Annotated in this window: 19 protein-coding genes; 5 read left to right on the top strand and 14 right to left on the bottom strand. The window is 68.1% G+C overall.

The features are described from left to right. Positions 1-36 precede the first annotated feature (36 nt). The 6 genes from leuC to NO360_RS02685 form a co-directional block, all read right to left on the bottom strand. Positions 37-1,458, bottom strand: coding sequence for a 3-isopropylmalate dehydratase large subunit (leuC, locus tag NO360_RS02710; RefSeq protein WP_256305850.1), 1,422 nt, complete (start codon positions 1,456-1,458; stop codon positions 37-39). A gap of 46 nt (positions 1,459-1,504) precedes the next feature. Then, positions 1,505-2,545 carry a ketol-acid reductoisomerase gene (gene ilvC, locus NO360_RS02705; RefSeq protein WP_256305849.1) on the bottom strand — a complete coding sequence of 347 codons (1,041 nt, stop codon included), beginning with the start codon at positions 2,543-2,545 and terminating at the stop codon, positions 1,505-1,507. Between the two features lie 6 nt (positions 2,546-2,551). Then, positions 2,552-3,235 carry an acetolactate synthase small subunit gene (gene ilvN / locus NO360_RS02700; RefSeq protein WP_256305848.1) on the bottom strand — a complete coding sequence of 228 codons (684 nt, stop codon included), beginning with the start codon at positions 3,233-3,235 and terminating at the stop codon, positions 2,552-2,554. Beyond that, complete coding sequence (gene ilvB / locus NO360_RS02695) at positions 3,232-4,998, bottom strand: biosynthetic-type acetolactate synthase large subunit (protein WP_256305847.1); 1,767 nt, start codon at positions 4,996-4,998, stop codon at positions 3,232-3,234. The genes ilvN and ilvB overlap by 4 nt, the downstream gene beginning before the upstream one ends. A gap of 226 nt (positions 4,999-5,224) precedes the next feature. Continuing rightward, a complete protein-coding gene (locus NO360_RS02690) occupies positions 5,225-5,350 on the bottom strand; it encodes a hypothetical protein (RefSeq protein ID WP_256305846.1) in 126 nt (41 codons plus the stop codon). Between the two features lie 117 nt (positions 5,351-5,467). Continuing rightward, a complete protein-coding gene (locus NO360_RS02685) occupies positions 5,468-6,745 on the bottom strand; it encodes a LeuA family protein (RefSeq protein WP_390282337.1) in 1,278 nt (425 codons plus the stop codon). A 356-nt stretch (positions 6,746-7,101) separates the two neighbouring features. Here NO360_RS02685 and NO360_RS02680 point away from each other — a divergent pair, with 356 nt between their 5' ends. After that, positions 7,102-7,386, top strand: coding sequence for a DUF5779 family protein (locus tag NO360_RS02680; protein ID WP_256305844.1), 285 nt, complete (start codon positions 7,102-7,104; stop codon positions 7,384-7,386). 40 nt (positions 7,387-7,426) lie between these two features. Here NO360_RS02680 and NO360_RS02675 read toward each other — a convergent pair whose 3' ends face one another. Next, the gene (locus tag NO360_RS02675; protein WP_256305843.1) at positions 7,427-8,185 is read right to left on the bottom strand and encodes a VOC family protein; all 759 of its coding nucleotides are present in this window, start codon (positions 8,183-8,185) and stop codon (positions 7,427-7,429) included. 129 nt (positions 8,186-8,314) lie between these two features. Here NO360_RS02675 and NO360_RS02670 point away from each other — a divergent pair, with 129 nt between their 5' ends. Continuing rightward, positions 8,315-10,609 carry a PAS domain S-box protein gene (locus NO360_RS02670; protein ID WP_256305841.1) on the top strand — a complete coding sequence of 765 codons (2,295 nt, stop codon included), beginning with the start codon at positions 8,315-8,317 and terminating at the stop codon, positions 10,607-10,609. 24 nt (positions 10,610-10,633) lie between these two features. On the opposite strand, the gene NO360_RS02665 is transcribed toward NO360_RS02670, so the two are convergent. Genes NO360_RS02665 through NO360_RS02655 form a run of 3 tightly spaced genes read right to left on the bottom strand, consistent with a single transcriptional unit; the run spans position 10,634 to position 13,560 of the window. Next, positions 10,634-11,470, bottom strand: a complete 837-nt coding sequence (locus NO360_RS02665; protein WP_256305840.1) for an RAD55 family ATPase — start codon at positions 11,468-11,470, stop codon at positions 10,634-10,636. Between the two features lie 56 nt (positions 11,471-11,526). Next, a complete protein-coding gene (locus NO360_RS02660; protein WP_256305839.1) occupies positions 11,527-11,853 on the bottom strand; it encodes a cupin domain-containing protein in 327 nt (108 codons plus the stop codon). Positions 11,854-11,907: 54 nt separating this feature from the next. Continuing rightward, positions 11,908-13,560, bottom strand: coding sequence for a sensor histidine kinase (locus NO360_RS02655; RefSeq protein WP_256305837.1), 1,653 nt, complete (start codon positions 13,558-13,560; stop codon positions 11,908-11,910). 678 nt (positions 13,561-14,238) lie between these two features. Between NO360_RS02655 and NO360_RS02650 the strand changes: the two genes are divergently transcribed. The 3 genes from NO360_RS02650 to NO360_RS02640 all read left to right on the top strand — a co-directional run bounded on the left by NO360_RS02650 (position 14,239) and on the right by NO360_RS02640 (position 17,628). Further along, positions 14,239-15,468 carry an HD domain-containing protein gene (locus NO360_RS02650; protein WP_256305835.1) on the top strand — a complete coding sequence of 410 codons (1,230 nt, stop codon included), beginning with the start codon at positions 14,239-14,241 and terminating at the stop codon, positions 15,466-15,468. A 79-nt stretch (positions 15,469-15,547) separates the two neighbouring features. Next, positions 15,548-16,561 (top strand): amidohydrolase family protein, encoded by a 1,014-nt coding sequence (locus tag NO360_RS02645; protein ID WP_256305834.1) that lies wholly within the window; start codon positions 15,548-15,550, stop codon positions 16,559-16,561. Positions 16,562-16,701: 140 nt separating this feature from the next. Then, on the top strand, positions 16,702-17,628 hold the full coding sequence (locus NO360_RS02640; protein ID WP_256305832.1) for a hypothetical protein: 927 nt from the start codon (positions 16,702-16,704) through the stop codon (positions 17,626-17,628). 25 nt (positions 17,629-17,653) lie between these two features. Here the strand turns inward: NO360_RS02640 and NO360_RS02635 are convergent, their stop codons facing one another. From NO360_RS02635 to NO360_RS02620, 4 genes are all read right to left on the bottom strand, one after another. Next, positions 17,654-17,986: a DUF7126 family protein gene (locus NO360_RS02635; protein WP_256305831.1), complete on the bottom strand. Its 333-nt coding sequence runs from the start codon at positions 17,984-17,986 to the stop codon at positions 17,654-17,656. Next, positions 17,983-18,900 (bottom strand): glutamine-hydrolyzing GMP synthase, encoded by a 918-nt coding sequence (guaA, locus tag NO360_RS02630; protein ID WP_256305829.1) that lies wholly within the window; start codon positions 18,898-18,900, stop codon positions 17,983-17,985. The genes NO360_RS02635 and guaA overlap by 4 nt, the downstream gene beginning before the upstream one ends. After that, positions 18,900-20,558: a glutamine hydrolyzing CTP synthase gene (gene pyrG / locus NO360_RS02625; RefSeq protein WP_256305828.1), complete on the bottom strand. Its 1,659-nt coding sequence runs from the start codon at positions 20,556-20,558 to the stop codon at positions 18,900-18,902. Before pyrG ends, guaA begins: the two co-directional genes overlap by 1 nt. Positions 20,559-20,730: 172 nt before the next feature. Then, positions 20,731-21,999, bottom strand: coding sequence for a saccharopine dehydrogenase family protein (locus NO360_RS02620; RefSeq protein WP_256305827.1), 1,269 nt, complete (start codon positions 21,997-21,999; stop codon positions 20,731-20,733). Positions 22,000-22,088 lie beyond the last annotated feature (89 nt).

Raw genomic sequence — 22,088 nt, 5'->3', positions numbered from 1 at the left:
AGCTCTGGCGTACTCGCATTCGCTGTCGCAGACAGCTCATGCGACTGTCACCTCCTTCAGTTCGCGCACGTCAGTCACTTCTCCGGTGATCGCCGCCGCGGCGACCATCCGGGGGTTCATCAGCACGGTGCGGCCGTCCTTCGAGCCCTGCCGACCGATGAAGTTGCGGTTCGAGGAGGACGCACACGCCTCGTCGCCCTCCAGTTGGTCCTCGTTCATCCCGAGGCACATCGAACAGCCCGCGTTGCGCCACTCGAAGCCGGCTTCCTCGAAGATCTCGTCGAGGCCCTCGGCCTCGGCGGCGGCCTTCACGCGCTGGCTGCCCGGGACGACCATCGCGCGGACGTCCTCGTGGACCTGCTGTCCCTTCACGACGTCGGCCGCCCGACGGAGGTCCGGAAGGCGCGCGTTCGTGCACGATCCGAGGAAGGCGACGTCGATCTCGTAGCCATCCATCGTGTCGCCGGGCGTGACGCGCATGTGCTCCTGGGCGCGCCGCGCGGTGTCCTGTTTGTCTTCCGGCAGCGACTCGGGTTCCGGGATGGGTTCGCTGATACCGATTCCTTGCCCGGGGGTTGTCCCCCACGTGACGACGGGCTCCAGCTCGGAGCCGTCGATGGTGACGACGTCGTCGTACTCGGCGTCGTCCTCGGAGCGGATCGACTCCCAGTAGGGCTTGAGTTCGTCGAACTTCTCGGGGTTCTCCCGGAAGTAGTCGGTCTCTTTCATCCACTCGTAGGTGGTCTCGTCGGGGTTGACGTAGCCCGCGCGAGCACCGCCCTCGATGGACATGTTGCAGATGCTCATCCGCCCCTCCATATCGAGGTTCTCGATGGCCTCGCCGGCGTACTCGTAGACGTAGCCGACGCCGCCCTCGGTTCCGAGGCGACGGATCACTTCGAGGATGATGTCCTTCGCCTCGACGCCGGGGCCGAGTTCGCCCGTGACCTCGATCTTTCGGACGTCCTTCTTCTCCATCGCGACGGTTTGGGTCGCGAGCACGTCGCGGATCTGGCTCGTCCCGATCCCGAACGCCAGCGCGCCGAACGCGCCGTGCGTCGAGGTGTGGGAGTCGCCGCAGACGATCGTCTTCCCGGGCTGGGTGAGTCCCTGCTCGGGCCCGATGACGTGGACGATGCCCTGTTCGCCCGTGGTGGGGTCCGAAAACTGGATGCCGGCGTCCCGAACGTTCTGTTCGAGCTCCGACATCATCTCCTCGGCGGCGTCGTCGCGGTAGGGCCGCGACTGGTCGGCCGTGGGGACGATGTGGTCGACCGTCGCGTGGGTGAGCTCGGGGTAGGCGACTTCCAGGTCGCGCTCCTGCAGCATCCCGAACGCCTGCGGGCTCGTCACCTCGTGGATGAGGTGCAGGCCGACGAACAGCTGCGTCTGTCCGGTCGGCAGCTCCGAGACCGTGTGCTCCTCCCATACCTTGTCGTACAGCGTTCCCTCACTCATCTACATCACCGTGGGCTTTCAGGCTGATCAATATCTCGGTCATCTCTCAGTCGTCCGCGGCCGCCTCGGCGGCCTCCTCTTCTTGCTCGCCCCACGCGAACAGGTCGCGGAGGGGTTCGCCCACCTGTTCGACCTCGTGGGTCTCCTCGGCGTGTTTCAGCTGCGTGTACGAGGGTCGGCCGGCCTGGTTCTCCGCGATCCACTCGCGGGCGAACGTCCCGTCCTGAACCTCCTCGAGGACGGTCTCCATCTTCTCTCTGGCGTGTTCGTCGATGATGTCGTCGCCGCGGGTGAGCCCGCCGTATTCGGCGGTGTCGGAGACGGAGTCCCACATGTTGGAGAGGCCGCCCTCGTACATCAGATCGACGATGAGCTTCAGTTCGTTCAGACACTCGAAGTACGCCATCTCCGGGGAGTAGCCCGCGTCGACGAGCGTCTCGAAGCCCTCACGGACGAGCGCGGTCATCCCGCCGCAGAGGACGGCCTGCTCGCCGAAGAGGTCGGTCTCAGTCTCCTCGCGGAACGTCGTCTCGATGACGCCGGCGCGGGTGCAGCCGATCGCGTGCGCCCACGCGAGCGCCTCCTCGCGCGCATCGCCCGTCTCGTTCTGGTAGACGGCGACGAGCCCCGGCGTTCCCTGCCCGGCCTCGTAGTTGCGCCGCACCAAGTGACCGGGAGACTTCGGCGCGACCATCGTCACGTCGACGTCCTCGGGCGGTCGGATCTGGTTGTAGTGGATGTTGAACCCGTGGGAGAACTGCAGCGTGTCGCCGGCCTCAAGTCCGTCCTTGATCTGCTCGAACACCGCGGGCTGAACCGTGTCGGGAACGAGCATCGAGACGATGTCGGCCTCGGCGGCCGCGTCGGCGGGCGTCTCGACCCGCAGGCCGTCGGCCTCGGCGGCCGCGCGCGAGGAGGAGTCCTCGCGCAGACCCACGATCACGTCGACCCCGCTGTCGGCGAGGTTCTGCGACTGGGCGTGGCCCTGGCTGCCGTAGCCGAGGACGGCCACGGTCTTGTCGTCGATGTAGGAGCGATCCGCGTCGTCGTCGTAGTATACCGTCGTATTCAGGTCTTCGTCTGTCATTTTGAGCTATTGTTGTGCGTTCTTCGGTCGTGTCGGTTCGTCTGCGGTGCCCGGTTTCTCGCCCGGGACGGTCGCCTGGTCGCCGCGCGCCAACGCCGTGTAGCCCGTGCGGGCGATCTCGATGATGCCGAACTGGCGGAACGCGTCGATCGCGTCGTCGATCTTCTGCTCGTCGCCGGTGAGCTGGACCGTGATGGTCTTCGGACCGGCGTCGAGCGTCTGACCGTCGTACATCTCCGTGACCGCGTGCACTTTGTCGGGGTCGTCGCCCTCGACTTTCAGGAGGACGAGTTCGGTCCGCACGGCGTCGTCGTCGAGTTCACCGACGGCGATCACCGGCTTGAGTTTGGCGAGTTGCTTCTCCGCCTGGTCGATTCCGGGGTCGGACTCCTCGATGACCATCGTGATCCGCGAGTGGTTCTCGACGGTCGTCGGCCCGACGGTGAGGCTCTCGATGTTGAACTGCCGGCGGGAGAACAGCCCCGCGATGCGCGAGAGCACGCCGGGGTCGTCCTCGACCAGCGCCGACAGCACCGCGCGTCGCTGTTCGGGTTCGGCTTCGGCCGCCGGATCGATGCGGATCCCCTGGGAGTTGCGGCGTCCCTCGGGGTGCGGCCGCTCGTCCGGCGACGGTCCTTTCAGTCCGTGCTTCGGCAACTCCTCGGCCTCGTCGGATTCCTGCGAGCTCATAGCTGATCCTCCGTCAGTGCGAACTGTCCGTTTGCGCCGCCGGAGGGGACCATCGGATAGACGTTCTCCGCCGGGTCGATGTGGAAGTCGATGACCGACGGCCCGTCGTAGGCGACGGCCTCCTCGACGGTCTCTGCGACCTCGTCGTAGTCGTCGACGCGGAAGCCGCGCGCGCCGAACGCCTCCGCCAGCATGTCGAACTCGGGACACCAGTTGTACTCGGCGGCCATCCGTCGGCCCTCGAAGAAGGCGTCCTGCCACTGGCGAACCATCCCGATGTACTCGTTGTTCAACACCGCGACGGTGATGTCCAGTTCCTCGCGGACGGCGACCGAGAGCTCCTGAATCGTCATCAGGAACGAGCCGTCGCCGTCGACGCAGACGACCTCCTGGTCGTCGTCGGCCGCGATGCGCGCGCCGATCGCCGCCGGCAGTCCGTAGCCCATCGTCCCGAGGCCGTGGCTCGACACCCACGTCCGCGGCTCGGTGAACGTCCAGTATTGGGCGGCCCACATCTGGTGCTGGCCGACGCCCGAGGTGACGATGGCGTCGTCGCCGGTCGCCTCGTCGAGGATCTCGACGACGAACTGCGGCTTCAGCGGCTCGTCGTCGGGCGTCGCGTAGTCCATCGGGTACTCCGCCTTCCAGGTCTGACACTGCTCGCGCCACTCGTCGGCGTCGGGCGAGGCCTCGAGCGCGTCGTCGACCTGATCGAGGACGATGCCCGCGTCGCCGATCAGCGGGTAGTCCGCGTGGACGTTCTTCGAGATCTCCGCGGGGTCGATGTCGATGTGGATGACCTCCGCCTCGGGCGCGAAGGTGTCGATACCGCCGGTCAGGCGGTCGTCGAAGCGCGTCCCGACGGCGATCAGCAGATCTGTGTGCGTGATCGCCATATTCGCGTAGCCGGTGCCGTGCATCCCCGCCCACGACAGACACAGGTCGTCGTCCTCGGGGAACGAGCCGATGCCCGGCATCGTCGTGACGACCGGGATCTCGTGTTCGCGTGCGAACTCGCGGGCCTGTTCGGTCGCGTCGCCCTTGATGACGCCGCCGCCGAAGAGCAACAGCGGCCGCTCGGCCGCCTGGATCGCGTCGGCGGCCTCGGCGACGTTCTCCTCGTCGGCGACGTACTGCGGTCGCGTCGTCGCCGGCGGCTCCGCCGGCCCGGGTTCGGCGTCGGTCTCGTCGAGCGTGACGTTCTTCGGGAGGTCGACGAGCGTCGGGCCGGGGCGTCCCTCGCCGGCGAGCGCGAGCGCTTCGCCGACCGTGTCGCCGACGGTGTCGGCGTCGCTGGCGAAGTAGTTGTGCTTCGTGATCGGCGCGGTCACGCCGGTGGTGTCGGTCTCCTGGAACGCGTCGGAGCCGACCATGTCCGAGGGGACCTGCCCGGTCAGCGCGAGCAGGCCGTCGGAGTCCATGTTCGCGTCGGCGATGCCGGTGACGAGGTTCGTCGCCCCCGGTCCCGACGTGGCCAGACAGACGCCCGGTTCGTTCCGGACGACGCTGAAGGCGTCGGCCGCGTGGGCCGCGCCCTGCTCGTGTGCCATCGTGACGTGCCGGATGTCCGAGTGGTACAGCGCGTCGTAGACGGGCATAATCGCCCCGCCCTGGACGCCGAAAGCCGCCTCGACGCCCTCGTTTTCGAGCGCGCGGATGACGGCCTCCGAGCCGGTCGTCACGGGCGTCTGTTCCGTCTCCTCGTCCGGATCGACTTCGGCGTCGGTCGTCGCGTTCGGCGACGAGGGTGCCTGTTTACTCATCGTCTCTCACCTCCGGCGGCGGTCGAGCGGGCGCTCGGTTCGGGACGGGCGTTCGGCCCCGTGCGGGCGCTCGCTTCCGTGCGGGCCGCTGTTGTCTGCGTGCGATACGTCGGTGTCGGTCGTGTGGGTCGGGCGTGATGCTGCATAGTCGGTGTGTGACGGTCACTGGTCGGTCGAACGGCGGGCGCGAACGGGATCGAAACGGCGAGAATTGGGAGTGACGGGGCTAGAGTGCCCCTACAATGATCTGCGCGTCGACGCCGAGCGTCTCGGCGTCGGCTGGCAGGCGCACGCGAGCGAGCGACGCCGCTGTCGGCGCGGCGGCCGTCGCGTCGGTGTGCCGTCGTCGCATCGTACCTCGAAGATGCGTCTCGGCCGTAATTAACGTTTCGCGCCGCGCGTCCGGTTCGGGCGGTCGGCCGGCGGCGCACCCGTGGCTCGTCGGATCGAGCAACCGGGGCGCGCGCCATCAGGCGCGGACCTCCTCCTGTTCGTCGTCCTCGTCCTCGCGGTTGACGCCGACCTCCCGGGCGAAGCGCGTGAGCACGTCGACGGTGACGCGCTCCTTCTCCGCGCCGTAGTCTTTGACCCGTCGGGTGACGTCTCGGACCTCCGTGTCGGTCGGCGTGAACCCGGACTCCTCCAGTCGCTTTCGGACGGAGTGCGTCCCGGTGTGTTTGCCGAGGACGAACTCGCGTTGGGCCCCGACCATATCCGGCGTCATCACGCCCGGCTCGAACGTGTCCGTGTTCTCGAGCACGCCCGCGGCGTGGATGCCGCTCTCGTGTGAGAAGGCGTTCCGTCCCACGACCGGCTTGTTCGCCGGAACCGGGATGTCGCTCGCCTCCTCGACCATCCGCGACAGTTCGGTGATTCGAGTGGTGTCGATCCCCGTGTCGACGCCGTACAGCGACTCCGCCGCCATCACGACCTCCTCGAAGGCGGCGTTGCCGGCGCGCTCGCCGATGCCGTTGACGGAGACCTGCGCCTGCGACGCGCCCGCCTCGAAGCCGGCCATCGCGTTGGCGGCGGCCAGTCCGAAGTCGTCGTGCGCGTGCACGTCGATCTGAGCGTCGGTGTGCTTGCGCACCTCACGGACCATACTGGCGAAGCGCGTCGGCGTCGCGACGCCGGTCGTGTCCGGGATGTTGACCCAGTCGACGCCCGCCTCGTCGACGGCGCTCAGGATCTCGGCCAGGAAGTCGATGTCGGTCCGGGTGGCGTCCATCGGCGAGAACATCGCCTCGACGCCGGCATCTTTCACTCGCTCGACGCTCTCGACGGCGCGCTCGACCGCCTCCTCGCGGGAGGCGTGCATCGAGTCCGCCAGCTGGACGTCGCTCGTGCTGACGAAGACGTGGACCAGCCCGACGCCGGAGTCGAGTGCGGCCTCCACGTCCTTGTCGACGACGCGCGCCAGCCCGCAGACGGTCGTGTCCGTCGCGGCGGCGATGTCGCTGACGGATTCGAACTCGGCGTCGGAGTTGACCGGGAACCCCGCCTCGATGACGTGCGTCCCCATCTCGTCCAGCGTCGCCGCGATGTTCCGCTTCTCGTCGTAGCTGAACGAGGTGCGTGGCGACTGCTCGCCGTCGCGGAGCGTCGTGTCGAAAATCCGTACGTTCTCGATCTCGGATTCAGTTATTTGGGCTAATGTGCCCTGGAAGAACTCGACCAGCCGGGGTGTCCGACTGAGCCTCCATGTCGTCGTTAGACATTGTGTCTGTTCACTGCCCCGGAAAGATATTAAAAGCTTTCGCTGTGACCGGCTCAGACTCCTCGGACCGGCCGTCGGGCTCCTGACCCCGAATACGACTCAGAACGCCCGGAGCATCCGAACGGGCGGGCAAAACGGCGGTACAGGGATGACGGGGCCTCGGTCTCGGCATCGCGCCGGTCCGTGTGAACGGTCTCGGATCGGTGCAATTTCCGCCGCGAATTCGGTCAGTTGCCCACCGTCGCCGCTCGCGCGCGCCTTGAACTGGACGAACGGGCACGGCGATTTCCGGTTCTCAGCGGGGACCCGTCGTCGCGACTGCGACACCCCCCGTCTCGACGCGTTCCGTCCGAATCCTTTTCGTCCCGCTACGCGTCTACGTCGGTATGAGCGATTTCAACCTGAACCTCTCGGAGGCCGAAGAGCACCTCGACGAAGACGTCGAAGGCGACGTCGTCCTCGGAATCCTCGACGGGTCCACGGACCCCGAGGTGTGGGTCCGGACCGTCGAGGCCGACAACGTCCTGGTCCTCGCCGTCGAGGGCGACCTCAACGAACTGGCGAAGGGCTTCGCCCGCCCGGTCAGAGATATGGGCGGCAGCCTCACGCACTTCCGGAACTTCCTGATCGTCGCCCCGCCCGAGGTCGACATCGACACCGACCGACTCTGATCGGGGAGCGGCGTTCGCGCCGCGGGCTCGCGACGCACGGTCACCCGCGTCCGGGGCGCAGAAACGTCAGGACGTGGCCGTCGTCGTCGACGACCCGGACGCCGCCGTCGACGGGATGCGGACCGGCGGCCCAGGGCGCGCCGGCCTCGACCGCGGCGTCGGGGTTCGGCGCGGCGAACGCGAGGTCGACGTGCAACCCCCCGCGGGCGTCCGCGATTCCCAACTGCGGTTCCCAGAGCTCCAGCGCCACCGGCCCGTCGAGGCGGACGCGACGCCGCTCGTCCCCGCGGTCGACGACCTCGAAGCCGAGCCGTCGGTACCGCTCCTCCGCACGCGGGAGGTCTGTGACCTCCAGCACGACCTCGAAGATCCCCGTGAGCGGCGGCGCCCGTTCCCCCTCGGTGTCGGTCGCGAGGTCGGCAGCCTCGACGGCGCCCTCCCGGTCGACGCTACCGATCTCGACGCAGTGACCGTCCGGGTCGTCGACGTAGAGGGAGTCGCTCGCGCCGAACGAGAACTCCACCGGGTCGAGGTCGGCGAGTCGCCGTCGCCACGCTCGATAGGCCGCCGGCGTCGTCGAAAACGCGTAGTGGGTGTGGACGCCGCCGCGCGGCGTGTCCGTCGGCCGGCGGAGGAGGAGCCTCGTCGGGTCTGCGTCGCCGTCGACGCCGACGTGGTAGGCGACGGCCGTCTCCGGTCCCCCCTCCGCTCCGTCGAACCCGAGGCGTCCTTCGTAGAATTCCCGCGCCCGGGCGAGCGATTTGACTTCGAGGCCGAGACGGTGGAGCGCAGTGAGCATACCCGGCCTTAGGAGTCGAGCGTCAAGGGTGTGCTGCCCGATATCGACGCATTGGCCGCGGCTCGCTCGTAGTATCACCTTCGATAGCCGACGTGAATTTATATACCCCGAGTCTCAGTATAGTCTCGTATGTCTGAAACGACGGGGCCCCCGCAGGACCCGCCGGCGGAGATACGGGTCCTGCACGTCGACGACGATCCCGGCATCGTCGATCTGACCGCGTCGTTTCTGACGCGATTCGACGACGCGTTCTCGGTGTACACCTCGACGGACCCCGAGGCCGCCCTCGAACGCATCCGGAACGAACGGATCGATTGCGTCGTCAGCGACTACGAGATGCCCGGGATGGACGGCCTCGAACTCCTCGAACGGGTCACGGAGTTCGACGGGGACGTGCCGTTCATCCTCTTCACGGGGCGCGGGTCCGAAGAGATCGCGAGCAAGGCGATCTCCGCGGGCGTGACGGACTACCTCCAGAAGGAGACCGGGACCGAGCAGTACACGGTGCTGGCGAACCGCATCCAGAACGCCGTCGAACAGACTCACTCACAGCGGGCGCTGGCCGAGAGCCAACGTCGGCTCTCCAGGTTCATCGACCAGTCGCCGCTGGGGACGATCGAGTACGACGAGACGTTCACGATCGTCAGAGTGAACGAGGCCGCCACCGAGATCACCGGCTACGACGCGGCGGACCTCGTCGGGGGGACCTGGCTCCCCATCGTCCCCGAAGACGGTCGACGACACGTCGCCGAGATCGAACGCAAACTGCTCGCCGACCGCGGCGGCTACCAGAGCCTCAACGACATCGTCCGCCAGGACGGCGAGCGACGGCTCTGCTCGTGGCACAACCAGGTCGTCACCGGCGAGGACGGGGACATCATCTCGATATTCTCGCAGTTCGAGGACGTCACCGAAGAACACGAACAGCGGGAGCGACTCGAACGGACGAACATCCTCCGATCGACGCTCTTCGAGACGCTCCCCGTCGGCGTGCTCGCGGAGGACGCCGATCGAAACGTGCTGCGGGTGAACGAACGCCTGCTCGAACTCTTCGATCTGCCCGGGGTTCCGGCGGACGTGATCGGGACCGACTGCGAGGCGTTCGCCAGGGAGGTGAGCGATATGTTCGCCGACCCCGACGGGTTCGTCACGCGGATCAACGGACTGATCGAGGAGCGCGAACCGACCTGGAACGACGAACTCGTGCTCGACGACGGGCGGGCCTTCGAGCGGAACTACCGGCCGATCGAACTGCCCGACGGGCAGGGCCACCTCTGGGTGTACTACGAGATCACGGAGCGAAAGGAGCGCGAGCGTCGCCTCGAAGCCCTGAACGAGACCGCGAGAGAGTTGATGGCGGCCGAGTCCTGCGAGGAGGTGGCCGAGGTCGGCGTCGACGCGGCGAAGACGATCATCGGTCTCGACGCCAACGTGGTCAACCTCTACAGGGAGGGAGAGGGACTCGTCCCCGTCGCCGCCACCGACACGGCGAGGGAACTCGTCGGCCCGTTGCCGACGTTCGCCGAGAGAGAAGGGATCGCGTGGCGCGTCTTCGAGCGGGGCGAGGCGAAGTCGATCGACGACGTCCAGTCCGATCCCGACGTGTACAACCCGGAGACGCCGATCCGCAGCGAGATGTTCGTCCCGCTCGACGAGTACGGCATCCTCATCGCCGGGTCGCCGACGCCGGACGCCTTCGACGACGAGGACGTCGTGCTCAGCGAGATCCTGGGGATCAACATCGTCACGGCGCTCGAACAGGTCCAGCGGAACCAGCGGATCCGAGAGCGCGAGCGCGAACTCACGCGACAGAACGCCCGGCTCGAAGAGTTCGCCAGCGTGGTCTCTCACGACCTCCGGAACCCGCTGAACGTCGCCGAGGGACGGCTCGACCTCGCCCTGGACGAGTGCGACAGCGAACAGCTCGAATACGTCGCCGACGCTCACGACCGAATGGCGGAACTCATCGACGACCTGCTCACGCTCGCCCGCGAGCGCGACACCGAAATCGAGCTGACGCCGGTCGCGCTGTCATCGTTCGTGCGGTCCTGTTGGCAGAACGTCGACACGGGCGACGCGGCGGTGACCGTCGGCGTCGAGGGGACGGTTGAGGCCGACGAGACGCAACTCCGACAGCTCTTCGAGAACCTCCTGCGCAACGCCGTCGAGCACGGCGGCGAGACGGTGACCGTCGGCGCGCTCGACGACGGCTTCTACGTCGAAGACGACGGCCCGGGTATCCCTCCTGACAAGCGCGACGAGGTCTTCGAGTACGGCTACTCGACGACCCATGGCGGCACCGGGTTCGGGCTCTCGATCGTCAAGCAGTGTGCGGAGGCGCACGGCTGGGAGATCGGCGTGACCGACGGCGCCGACGGCGGCGCTCGCTTCGAGATCACCGGCGTCGACGTCGGCGAGGAGTGATTCAGCGAATCTCGTCGACCCGCTTCACCGGATCTTCCGAACGTCGCTGATGTCGAACCCGCCCTCGTGAATCTCGGTCTCGAATCGGACGATGTTCTCGCGCTCGATCTGCGAGAGGACGCCGCGGAACTCCTGGACGACCATCGTCCGCGCGCGCTTCGAGCCCCCGGACTCCCACTCGAACTGCAGCGTCCCGTCGGCGGCGTCCATCAGGTGTCCGAGTTCGGTCCGATCGAGCGTCTCGCGGCTGGCGTACGCCAACACGAGGCCGTCCCAGCGGTGGGCGGCCTTTCCGAGGCCCCGGAGCAGCATCGCGATGTCGTTCCACGTCATCTCGTCGGAGATGCCGGCGACCAGGTCCGTGATCGAGTCGATGACGACGAGGTTCTCCGCGGCGTTCGCGTTGAGATACTGGCCGAGCGCCGTGAGGACTTCCGAGCGCTCCTCGCGGCCGCCGAGGTCCTGGAGTCTCGTCGTCTCGCCGAGATACCACTCCCGCGGCACCGGACTCAGTTGGAAGTACTCCGGCGAGAAGTCCCGGACGGCGATCCGGTCTGCGGCCGCGCTCACGAGGTCGTCGTCGAGGACGTAGGCCATCTCGCGGCGGAGGTTCGCCTCGTCGTCCGTGAAGGAGAGATAGTGCACTTCCGGGGGCAGTGCGGCGTCATCGTGGAGGTCGCCGTAGTGCAGCTCGAACAGCTCTCTGTCGGCCCGGGCGACGGCGTTCATCGTCGCGCTCGTGTACATGAATTCCCGGGCGCCGGCACCCGGTTCGCCGACCAGGAGCACGACCGTTCCCGACGGCGCGCCGCCGCCGATGACGCTATCGAGATGCGAGACGCCGAACGGGATCCGCTCCATAGGCGCACCTCACGGCCGCCGCCGTTAATCGTTTCGGGCGGTGTCCGGCCGCCGGTTCAGGGAAGCGGGCAGAGGCTCGCCGTGAAGACCGCGACCTCGTCGGACTCGTTGCGCGCGCCGTGGACCGCGCCGCGGTCGTGACGGACGACGCTCGGCGCGTCGACGGCCTCGCTCTCGCCGTCGCGGACGACGACCACGGACCCCTCAAGCACGTGGAAGACGTTCGTGCTCTCGGCGTGCTCGTGCGGCTCCAGCTCGGCTCCGGGGCCGAGGGCGAACGCCTTGACCAGTACGTCGTCGGTCACGACGAGTTCCGCGGTCTGAATCTCGCCGTCGTCGGGATCGAGCGTCGCGCGAACCTCCTCGTACAGGTCGAGTGCCATACCGGAGTCGTGTGGGGGAACCGTCTATAGGCTGTCGGTCGCGGGGGCTCGCTCTCAGCCTTGGGAGTACTCCGACGCGGTTCGGATCTCGAAGCGCGCGCCGCCCGATTCGGCTTCCGTCGCCCGGATCTTCCACTCGTGGGCGTCGACGATCTCCGAGACGATGGCGAGGCCGAACCCCGTGCCGTCGTCGGCGGTCGTATAGCCCGCCTCGAAGATCTCGTCGCGATCCGCGTCGGGGATTCCGGAGCCGTCGTCCTCGATGTAGAAGCCGGCGTCGTTCTCCAGCGGTCCCACGCGCAGGACGACGTCGTCGCCGCCGTGCTCGATCGCGTTCCGGAACAGGTTCTCGAACAGCTGCTGGAGGCGCTCGGGATCCGCGGAGACGGTCAGGTCGACCGCGTCGTCGATCGAGAGCGACGCCTGCCCGCCGGCGATCATCCCCCACGCCCGCCGCGCGAGGTCGACGACGTCGACGCGCTCGGTCTCGTCGATCGAGACGCCCTCCCTCGCGAGCGTCAGCATCTCCTCGATGAGCTGTTCCATCCGCTCGTGGGCTCGGACGACCGGTTCGAGGTGTCCTGTGTCCTCCTTCTCGATCGCGAGTTCGGTCCGCCCCTTCGCGACCTGCAGCGGGTTTCGGAGGTCGTGAGAGACGATGCTCGCGAACTGTTCGAGCTTCTCGTTTTTGCTCTCCAGTTCCTTCCGGTACTGTTCGCGGTGTGTCACGTCCGAGAGGACGATCGACTGCCCCGTCTCCGCGCCACCCGTGGTGAACGGGTTCGAGGAGACGTTGTAGTACCGGGTCGTCTCGTCGCCGTCGATCTCGAGGATCGCTTCCTGTCCGTCGAGCCGTTCCGAGAGTCTCGGGACGAACTCTGCGAGCGGCTTGTCGATCGCGTCCGAGAGCCCCGGGAACAGGTCCGCGGCGCGCGTGTTGTAGTCCCGGACCTTGCCGCTCCCGTCGATGACGACGATCGGATCGTCGGTCTCGCCCGCGACGCGGACGAACTGGAAGCGATCGAAGTACAGCGACAAGACGCCGACGGCGAAGGCGGCCACGCCGATCGAGGAGTAGGTGATGTCGAGGACGGCCGGCGACAGCGCGCCCGCGACGTCGAGGACGACCGGAATCCCGGTCAGTCCGATGAGGGCGAAGAGCGGGCGGGTGTCCGAGTTGACTCGGACGAACAGCTCGAAGAGCATAAAGAAGCCGACGAACGCCAGCGAGTATGCCAGTCCCATCGCGATCCAGTGGAACGCGCGGTGGTTGATCTCGAGGTAGGCGAAGGGAGCGACGGCCGACTCGGCCACGAAGTACCAGTTGTGAACCGGGTTCGTCACTTTCACCGCGACGATGGCGAGGAAGACGACGAGAAACGCGTTTCGAACGGCCGGGTCGCGGTGGACGGAGCGGCCGGTGTACGCCGCACAGAAGTACAGCCAGGGGCCGACCGAGGCGATCCCGACGACGAGTCCGATCACGTAGAACGTGTAGCGGAGTCCGACAGTCGGCATCGTGAGGTAGCCGACGTGTGCGGCCGCCCATCCGCCGCTCGTCACAAGGAGCCAGAAGAGGCCCCGCCGGGTGTCGTCGTGTTCGATGTGTTTCGTCCGGGGCAGCATCGCGAAACAGGCGAGTGCGGCGGCGGCGAAGGCGAACACGTACGCACCGTAGAGCGCGCTCGAAGAGGATAGCGACAGCATCCGTGTCGGTTCTGCTCCTACGTTAGGGAGCAAGGCAATCAAGCCACCGAATTACCGCACAGGTTCTCAGACTGATTACGCTCACTGTTTCCCGCCGAACGTCCCCTCGCTGACGGCGCTCGGCAGTATGTGACCAGCGTGATCAGTAGCAGTGTCTTCGAGAAGGGGTGTCGATCGTGCGGACGGCCGCTCGTCCGCGCCTGCGGGTGCCTCTGTCGCCGGTCGCCGGGTGGGGCGGCGACCGGCCGGAGTGTCGGTCGCGAGCGGGTGGTCAGGCCCGCTCGCATCCGCGACGACCCCCGCCGGGACGGGAGAACCGACGGGGGTCGGCGCGTCGAATCCGCGGCCGGCGACGCGGGACGCCGGTGGGCGGCGTTCCGGTACCGGCCGCGGGCGGTCAGTCTCCCCGACCATCCATCGGGGCGACCGCGGTGCGACGCCGCGCACTGCGGCACGACGGCGCAACCCAACCTTGTCGACTGGACCACTTCAACCGGGCCGATCATCAATCCGAATTCACGGTCCGCCCGCGACGAAAACCCGGTTAATCCGGCTAAAACGCGACGCAAAAGCTGCCGGAACCTCGGCGTCAATCGACCGGGACCCCCCGACGCCGACCGACAGGGATCGCCCGGCGTCGACCGACTGTTTTTGTACGAAGCCGCGCCTACCCGACGTATGGCGACGATCAAGGACAGCGTCCACGACCACATCGAGGTCGAGGGCGTCGCCGCCGCTCTCCTCGACACCGAGCCGGTCCAGCGGCTCCGGCACATCAAGCAACTGGGGACGGTCCAGTTGGTCTATCCCTCCGCGAACCACACGCGGTTCGAACACTCCCTCGGCGTCTACCACCTCGCGGACCGGGCGCTCGATCACCTCGGGATCGGGGGGCGACAGGCCGAGCGGATCCGCGCTGCCGCGCTGCTTCACGACGTCGGTCACGGGCCGTACAGCCACAACGTCGAGACCGTGACCCACCGACACACCGGCAAGTACCACGACGACGTCCACGAACTGCTCGCGGCCGGCGCGGTCGGGGAGGTCCTCCGCGAGCACGACCTCGAACCCGACCGCATCGCGGACCTCGTCGCCGGCGAGGGCCAGTACGGCCAGCTCGTCTCCGGGGAACTCGACGTCGACCGGATGGACTACCTCGTCCGCGACGCCCACCACACCGGCGTCCCCTACGGCACGATCGACCACGAGCGCCTGATCCGCGAACTCACCTTCGTCGAGGGCGAACTCGTCCTGGCGGAGGGCAACGTCCAGACGGCCGAGTCGCTGCTGCTCGCGCGCGCACTGATGAATCCAACCGTCTACCAGCACCACGTCGCCCGCATCTCGAAGGCGATGCTCCGGCGGGGGGCCGAACGGCTGCTCGACCGGACGGACACCTCGCCGCGGGAACTCCGCCGGATGGACGACCACGACCTGCTGGTCGCGCTCCGGTCGACGCCGTCGACGAGCGACCTGGCGGACCGGCTTCGCACCCGCGACCTGTACAAGCGCGCCGTCTGGGCCGAACTGGAGGCCGTCCCCGAACCCGTCGTCGACGCCGACTACGAAACGCTCAGAGACCTCGAAGCCGAGGTCGCCGAGCGGGCTGACCTGCCCGCCGAGCGGGTCGTCGTCGACGTTCCGCCGCGACCGTCGATGACTGAATCCACGTCGCGGGTGATGGTGAGCGGCGAGATGCGTCGGCTCGGCAAGCAGTCGCCGCTGGTGTCTGCGCTGCGGACGGCTCAGAAACAGCAGTGGCGGCTCGGGGTCTACGTTCCCGAGGCGGAGACCGACCGCGCCGGCCGCGCGGCCGTCGAAACCCTCGGCCTCGACCTCGACGGCGCGCTCGTCTCCGACGTCCGCCCGGGCGTGACGGCGACGCTCGACGAGTTCACGGAATCGTGACGGTCGCTCTCGTTGCTCTCGGGGCGACCACCACCGCACTCCGGGAGTTTCAAGCCGCTGTGCCGGCGAGTGTTCCGCAATGATCGTCGAGGGAACGGTACTGCGCGGTCCGGAACTCGAACCCGTCCGGGGACGCGTCGTCGTCGAGGACGACGAGATCGTCGCCGTCGAGGAGGCGGACGTCTACTCCGAGGACATCGTCCTGCCGGCGTTCGTCAACGCCCACACCCACATCGGTGACTCGATTGCCAAGGAGGCCGGCGCGGGGCTCTCCCTGGACGAACTCGTCGCGCCGCCGGACGGGCTGAAGCACCGACTGCTCCGGGCGGCGAGCCGCGAGGAGACGGTCGGGGCGATGCGCCGCTCGCTGCGACTGATGAGCGAGACGGGAACGGCCGCGTGCATCGAGTTCCGCGAGGGCGACGTCGAGGGCGTCGAGTACATTCGCGCCGCCGCGGAGGGCCTCCCGATCGAGCCGGTGACGCTCGGCCGCGAGTCGGAAGCGGCGATGCACGAGTCCGACGGGTTCGGGGCGTCCGGCGCCCGCGACGCCGACTTCGACCGGCTCCGAAACGCTACGCGCGAGGCCGGCAAACTGTTCGGCATCCACGCGGGCGAGCGCGACCCGCACGACATCAACCCCGCGCTGGACCTCGACCCCGACTTCGTGGTCCACATGGTCCACCCCGAGTCGATCCACTACGAGCGGCTCGAAGACAACGACGTGCCGGTCGTCGTCTGCCCGCGCTCGAACCTCGTGACCGGCGTCGGCGTCCCACCGATCCGCGAACTCGTCGAACGCACGACCGTCGCGCTCGGCACCGACAACGTGATGTTGAACTCCCCGTCGATGTTCCGCGAGATGGAGTTCGCCGCGAAACTCGCCGACGTTCCCGCGCGGGAGGTACTCAGGATGGCGACGGTCAACGGCGCGGAGATCGCGGACCTGAACTGCGGCGTCGTCGAACCCGGACGGGACGCGAAACTCCTCGTCCTCGACGGCGACTCGGACAACCTCGGCGGCGCGCAGGACATCGTCCGCGCGATCGTCCGCCGCGCGGGCGCGAGCGACGTGAAGGACGTCATCCTGTAGCGCCCGCGGCCTCGTCCATCGTCGGCGCGATTCTCCGGCGCGCGTGATCCGACGCCGCGGTTCCTACGGCCTCGGTTTTCGGCGACCTCCGGATCGCGCCACGCAGAACGGCTTTACGGCTGGGCGGACGACTGCCGGCGATGCGACGCAGACGACTGCTCGCCGCCCTCTCCGTCCTCCCCGCATCGCTCGCCGGTTGCGGCGGTCGCACCGGACCGACCACGGACCGATCCACCGAGACCGATACGACGGTTCCGGGGCCGACGGCGACGCCGCTGACCGAGACTGAACCCCTCCCGGACCCCCCCGAGTCGCCGTCGGCGGCGGACGCCCTCGCGTTCGTTCGGGAGTACGAACGCACGGCCGTGCGGAACGAGATCGTCGAGTACGCCGGCGACGCGCCCGCGAGACGCCCGGAGATCGGCGACCCCGCCGCGACGCTCGTCGTCGAGACAGGCGGAGGATTCTACCTGTTCGGTGCGTGCCGCGCCGCCGCGCAGTACGGCGAGCGCGGGGGATACGGACGGAACCGTCACGAGGTCCCCCACTTCGTCGGCCGCGACGGCCGCCACGAGGTCGCGCCGTGGAGCGCGGTGGTCTGTGAATCCGCCGACGAACCCTACGCCGCGGCCGATACCGACGCGAACGCCGTCGACCCCGGTGAACGCTACGGCGCCGAGATCCACCTCTTCCGCTTCGACGGCGCCGAACACCCGATCTCGGTGTTCGTCGATTACCTCGACGACGGCGCGCCCCGCGCGGTGTTCTCGACGACCGTCGAGGCGAGCGCGGACGCGCCGGATCCGGCCTACGAGTACGTCATCGGAAACCTCGCGGTACGGACGGGAACGTACCGAGTGACCGTCGAGGTCGCCGGGGCGTCGGCGGCGGACCCCGACGCGGTGACGACGTGGACGCTCTCGGACCCCGACGCCGTCTCCTGGACCGGGCTATCGGTCTTCGTCGACGACGACGGCCGGCCGCACATCGGTCTTCCCGACACGGACGACGACTCGCTCGTCCCGGGGCCGTCGCTGTGCGCGCGACAGTTGCGACACGAGGAGTGAGGTGGCCGGGGAACGACGCGGTCCGCTACCCCTCGACCCGCCCGTCGACCAGTTCCTCGGCGACGACGTCCGGCGTCAGGAGGTCGGGGTCGATAGCGAGGTCGGCCTGCCCGCGGGCGAACTCCGGGAGCGAGTCGCGGCTGTAGGCGACGATTCGCACCTCGGTGTTCGCCTCCTTCGCCACCGGGATCGCGGAGGCGTCGTCCATATCCGTCAGGACGAGCGTGTGGGCCTCCGCGAGTCCGGCCGCGTCGAGCGATTCCCGGGTGGCGACGCCGGTGACGCGGACGACCTCGACGCCGAGCGCTTCGAGCGCGTCGCCCAGGCCGTTCGCATCTGCGCCTGCGACCAGGATCATTCGTACTCGATGGTCGCGGGTGGTTTGTGCGTCACGTCGTAGACCACGCGGGCGACGTTCTCGTTCTCGCCGGTGATCCGCGACTGGATGCGCTGCAGCGTCTCCCAGGGGAGTTCCTGTGCGCGCGCGGTCATCCCGTCGCGGGACTCGACGGAGCGGACCGAGACGATCCAGCCGTGGACGCGGTTGTCGCCCTTCACGCCGGTCCCCTTGCCGACGACGGCGGCGAACGCCTGCCAGGGGTCGTGTTCGGCCGTCTCCTCCTCGACGATGTGACAGGCCTCGCGGGCGATGTCGACCTTCTCTCTCGTCACCTCGCCGACGACGCGGATCGCCAGCCCCGGGCCGGGGAACGGCATCCGCTCTGAGATGATCTCTTCGAGGCCGAGTTCGCGGGCCACGTCGCGGACCTCGTCCTTGTACAGTTCGCGGACGGGTTCGACGAGTCCCTCGAAGTCGACGACCTCCGGAAGCCCGCCGACGTTGTGGTGGGACTTGATGTTCCCCTCGGACTCGATCCGGTCGGGGTAGATCGTCCCCTGGACGAGGTAGTCGGCGTCGGCGGAGATGGCCTCCCGCTCGAACTCGCGGATGAACCGCTCGCCGATCGCGTGACGCTTCTCCTCGGGGTCGGTGATCCCCGCGAGCGCGTCGAGGAAGCGGTCCTGCGCCTCGACGATCCGCAGCGAGTCCATATACGAGAAGGTCTCTCTGATCTGCTCGGTCTCGCCCTTCCGCATCAGTCCGGTGTCGACGTAGACCGGGGTGAGGCGGTCCCCGATCGCGCGGTACGCCAGCGCGGCGGCGACCGAGGAGTCGACGCCGCCCGAGAGCGCGATGACGGCGTTGGCGTCGCCGATCTGCTCGTCGATCTCTTCGACCGCGTCGTCGATGAACGACGGTGCGTCGACCATCAGGCCTGCACCTCCCTGTCCGCGAGGTCACGCGCGTCCAACTCCCCGGACACCGCGTCGAGGAACCCGACGAACGGCGGACTCGCTCGGTCCGGCCGCGAGCGGAACTCCGGATGGAACTGCGTCCCGAGGAAGAACGGGTGATCGGTGCGTTCGAGAATCTCCATCCGGTTGTCGGCGCGTCCGGAGAAGTCGAGCGCGCCCGCCTCCAACTCTCCGATGTACTCGGGGTTGACCTCGTAGCGGTGGCGGTGGCGTTCGGTACAGACCGTGTCGTCGTAGACCCGTTCGGCGAGGGAGCCGGCGTCGATCGCCGTGTCGTGTGCGCCGAGGCGCATCGTCCCGCCCATGTCGTTGACCTCGTACTGCTCGGGGAGGATGTCGATCACGGGGTGTTCGGTGTCGGGGTCTAACTCCGCGGAGTGAGCGCCCTCGAGTCCGAGGACGTTTCGCGCGTGCTCGACGACAGCCATCTGGAAGCCGAGACAGAGGCCCAGGAACGGAACGTCGTTCTCTCGGCAGTACTCGACGGCCTTCAGTTTCCCCTCGATGCCGCGGGAGCCGAAGCCGCCGGGGACGACGACGCCGTCGGCCTCTTTCAGTCTGTTTTCGTGCCGATCGAGCATCTCGTCGGAGTCGACCCACAGGACGTTTACCTCAGTCCGGCGCTCGATGCCCGCGTGCTTCAGCGCCTCGCGGACGGACATATAGGCGTCCTCGAGGTCGTACTTCCCGACCAGCGCGATGTCGACCTCGTCGGTCCGCTCGCGCGTGACCAGTTCCCGCCAGCGGTTCTCGCGTTCCGCCGGCGGCAGCGCCTCCGCATCGAGGTTCAGCCGCTCCATCACGTACTGGTCGAGGCCCTCCTCCTCGACCATCAGCGGGACGTGGTAGACGTCCTCGACGTCGGCGTTGGAGAAGACCGCCTCCGTCGGGACGTCGCAGAAGAGCGCGATCTTCTCCTTCGTCTTCGGGTCGAGTTCGTTCTCACACCGCCCGACGAGGATGTCGGGCTGGAGGCCGATCGACCGAAGTTCCTTTACGGAGTGCTGCGTCGGCTTCGTCTTCTGCTCGCCGTTCTTCGAGTACGGGACGAGCGTGACGTGCGTAAAGAGGATGTCGCCGTCGTCCTCCTCGTGGGCGAACTGCCGGAGCGCCTCCAGGTAGGGCATCCCCTCGATGTCGCCGACGGTGCCGCCGACCTCGACGATACAGACGTCGGTCCCCTCGGCGGCCTCCCTGATCCGGCGCTTGATGTCGTTGGTGATGTGCGGAATGATCTGGACGGTCTTGCCCAGATAGTCGCCCGCGCGCTCCTTCTCGATGACGTGCTGGTAGGTCTTCCCCGTGGTGACGTTGTGATCGGAGGTCATGTCGACGCCGAGGAAGCGCTCGTAGTTTCCGAGGTCAAGGTCGACCTCGCCGCCGTCCTTTAACACGTATACCTCGCCGTGCTGGTACGGGTTCATCGTCCCCGCGTCGACGTTGAGGTACGGATCGATCTTGACCGCCGTCACGTCGAAGCCCGCGTTCGACAGCAGACGGCCGGTGCTCGCGGCGGTGATCCCCTTGCCCAGCCCGGACATCACCCCGCCGGTCACGAAAATGAACTTCCGACCCAGCGTGGGGTCGTACCCGGTGTCGGGTTCCTTCGGCATACCGAGTGTGCGCGAGGCCGCATCAAAACCGTTTCGGAGCGACGGACGGTATGCGACCGACCCGCACGGATACGCATCGTCTCTCCGGCGAGTGACCGACAGAACGGGTACTATCAAAGAATATATTCGACATACGTGAAATTCTCTGGAGCGGTGAGAGTCCCGCGGGCCGCTACTCCGCAGCCCGCGAAGTGCTCGGTTCCGACGCGTGCTCGACGACTTCGCCGTCCTCGACGTCGACGCGTTCGACGCCGGGAACGTCGAGGATCAGATCCGGTCCGAACGCGCCGGCGGGCGTCTGATAGCCGACGGGGGCCTCCCCGCCGAGCACCTTCGTCGCTATCAAGAGCGCCGTCCGAACGGTGAGGCGGTACGTCTCCGGCGTCCGGAGTCGCGAGACGACCCGGTCGTCGCTGGACCTGGCCTCGCCCCAGACCCGCGACTCGCCCGTCGCGCGCGTCTCCTCGTCGGGGCCGTCGACGTAGCGGTCGACGAGCCACGAGAGCCCCCGCTGGAGGGCGTCGCTGTCGAGCGCGCCGCCCGCGTAGGCCGAGAGCGCGACCGCGCGCCGCGCGTTCGCCGGCAGGGAGAGGTACACGTCCACGTTCGGAATCCCGGTGGTGTGATACGCCGTCGAGACGTCGCCCCAGGGAATCGAGACCGCGCGCCGGAGCCCGTCACCGAAGTCGACGACGCGGGTCCGCGCGCCGACGCGTTCGTACCGGAGGTCGCCGTCGCGCCGCACCGCACCCCCCGCGCTCAGATCCGACAGGACCGTCTTCAGCGTCCCCGGCGAGACCCCGCCGTCGGCTTCGAGCGCCAGCGAGAGGTGCGTCGCCTCCGGGAGTCGGCGGTGGAGGTGCGCCGCGAGACAGTCGGTCGGAACGACGTCGAAGCCCACACCCGGGAGGAGCGTCACGCCGGCCGCCGCGGCATCGGCGTCGCGACGGCTGATCCGCTCGAAGACCGCCAGTTCGCCGGTGATGTCGAGGTAGTGCGTCTCGGTCTCGATGCAGGCGTCGGCCATCGCGTCGGCCGTCCCGGCGAACGGGCCGGCGCAGTTGAGCACCGCGTCGACGTCGCCGAGGTGCTCGGCGGCGGTTTCGACGGGGAACGTCCGCGCCTTGAGCCCGTTCGCGGTCGCCACGCCCCGCGTCTTGGTGACGTCCCGCCCGGCGACGACGGGGTCGAGACCGCGTTCGACCGCGGCCTCGACGATCAGGCGGCCGGTGTAGCCGTACGCGCCGTAGACGAGGAGTCGGGATTCGGATTCGGCGTCGGAGTCGGATCCGGCGGCGGAATCGGACTCTGCATCGAAACCGTCGTCGGATCCGGCTCCGTTCGGCGTCGACGCCTCGGAATCGGCCGACGTTTCGGCACCGGAACCGTCCGGAGCGGCGGCGCCGGAATCACCCGCTGTGGAAGAATCAGCGTCTGTCATACCTCCGCGTTCGGCCGGGAACGACAAAGGGACACCGACGCCCGACCCGGCTCCCGTCGGGCGACACCGAAACTATCGAAAGCCTGGCA

The organism is Halobellus litoreus, assembly GCF_024464595.1.
GTDB classification, from domain to species: Archaea; Halobacteriota; Halobacteria; order Halobacteriales; family Haloferacaceae; genus Haloquadratum; species Haloquadratum litoreum.
Note: the sequence above shows the minus strand (reverse complement) of the source record. Positions and strands in the feature narration are given on the sequence as shown.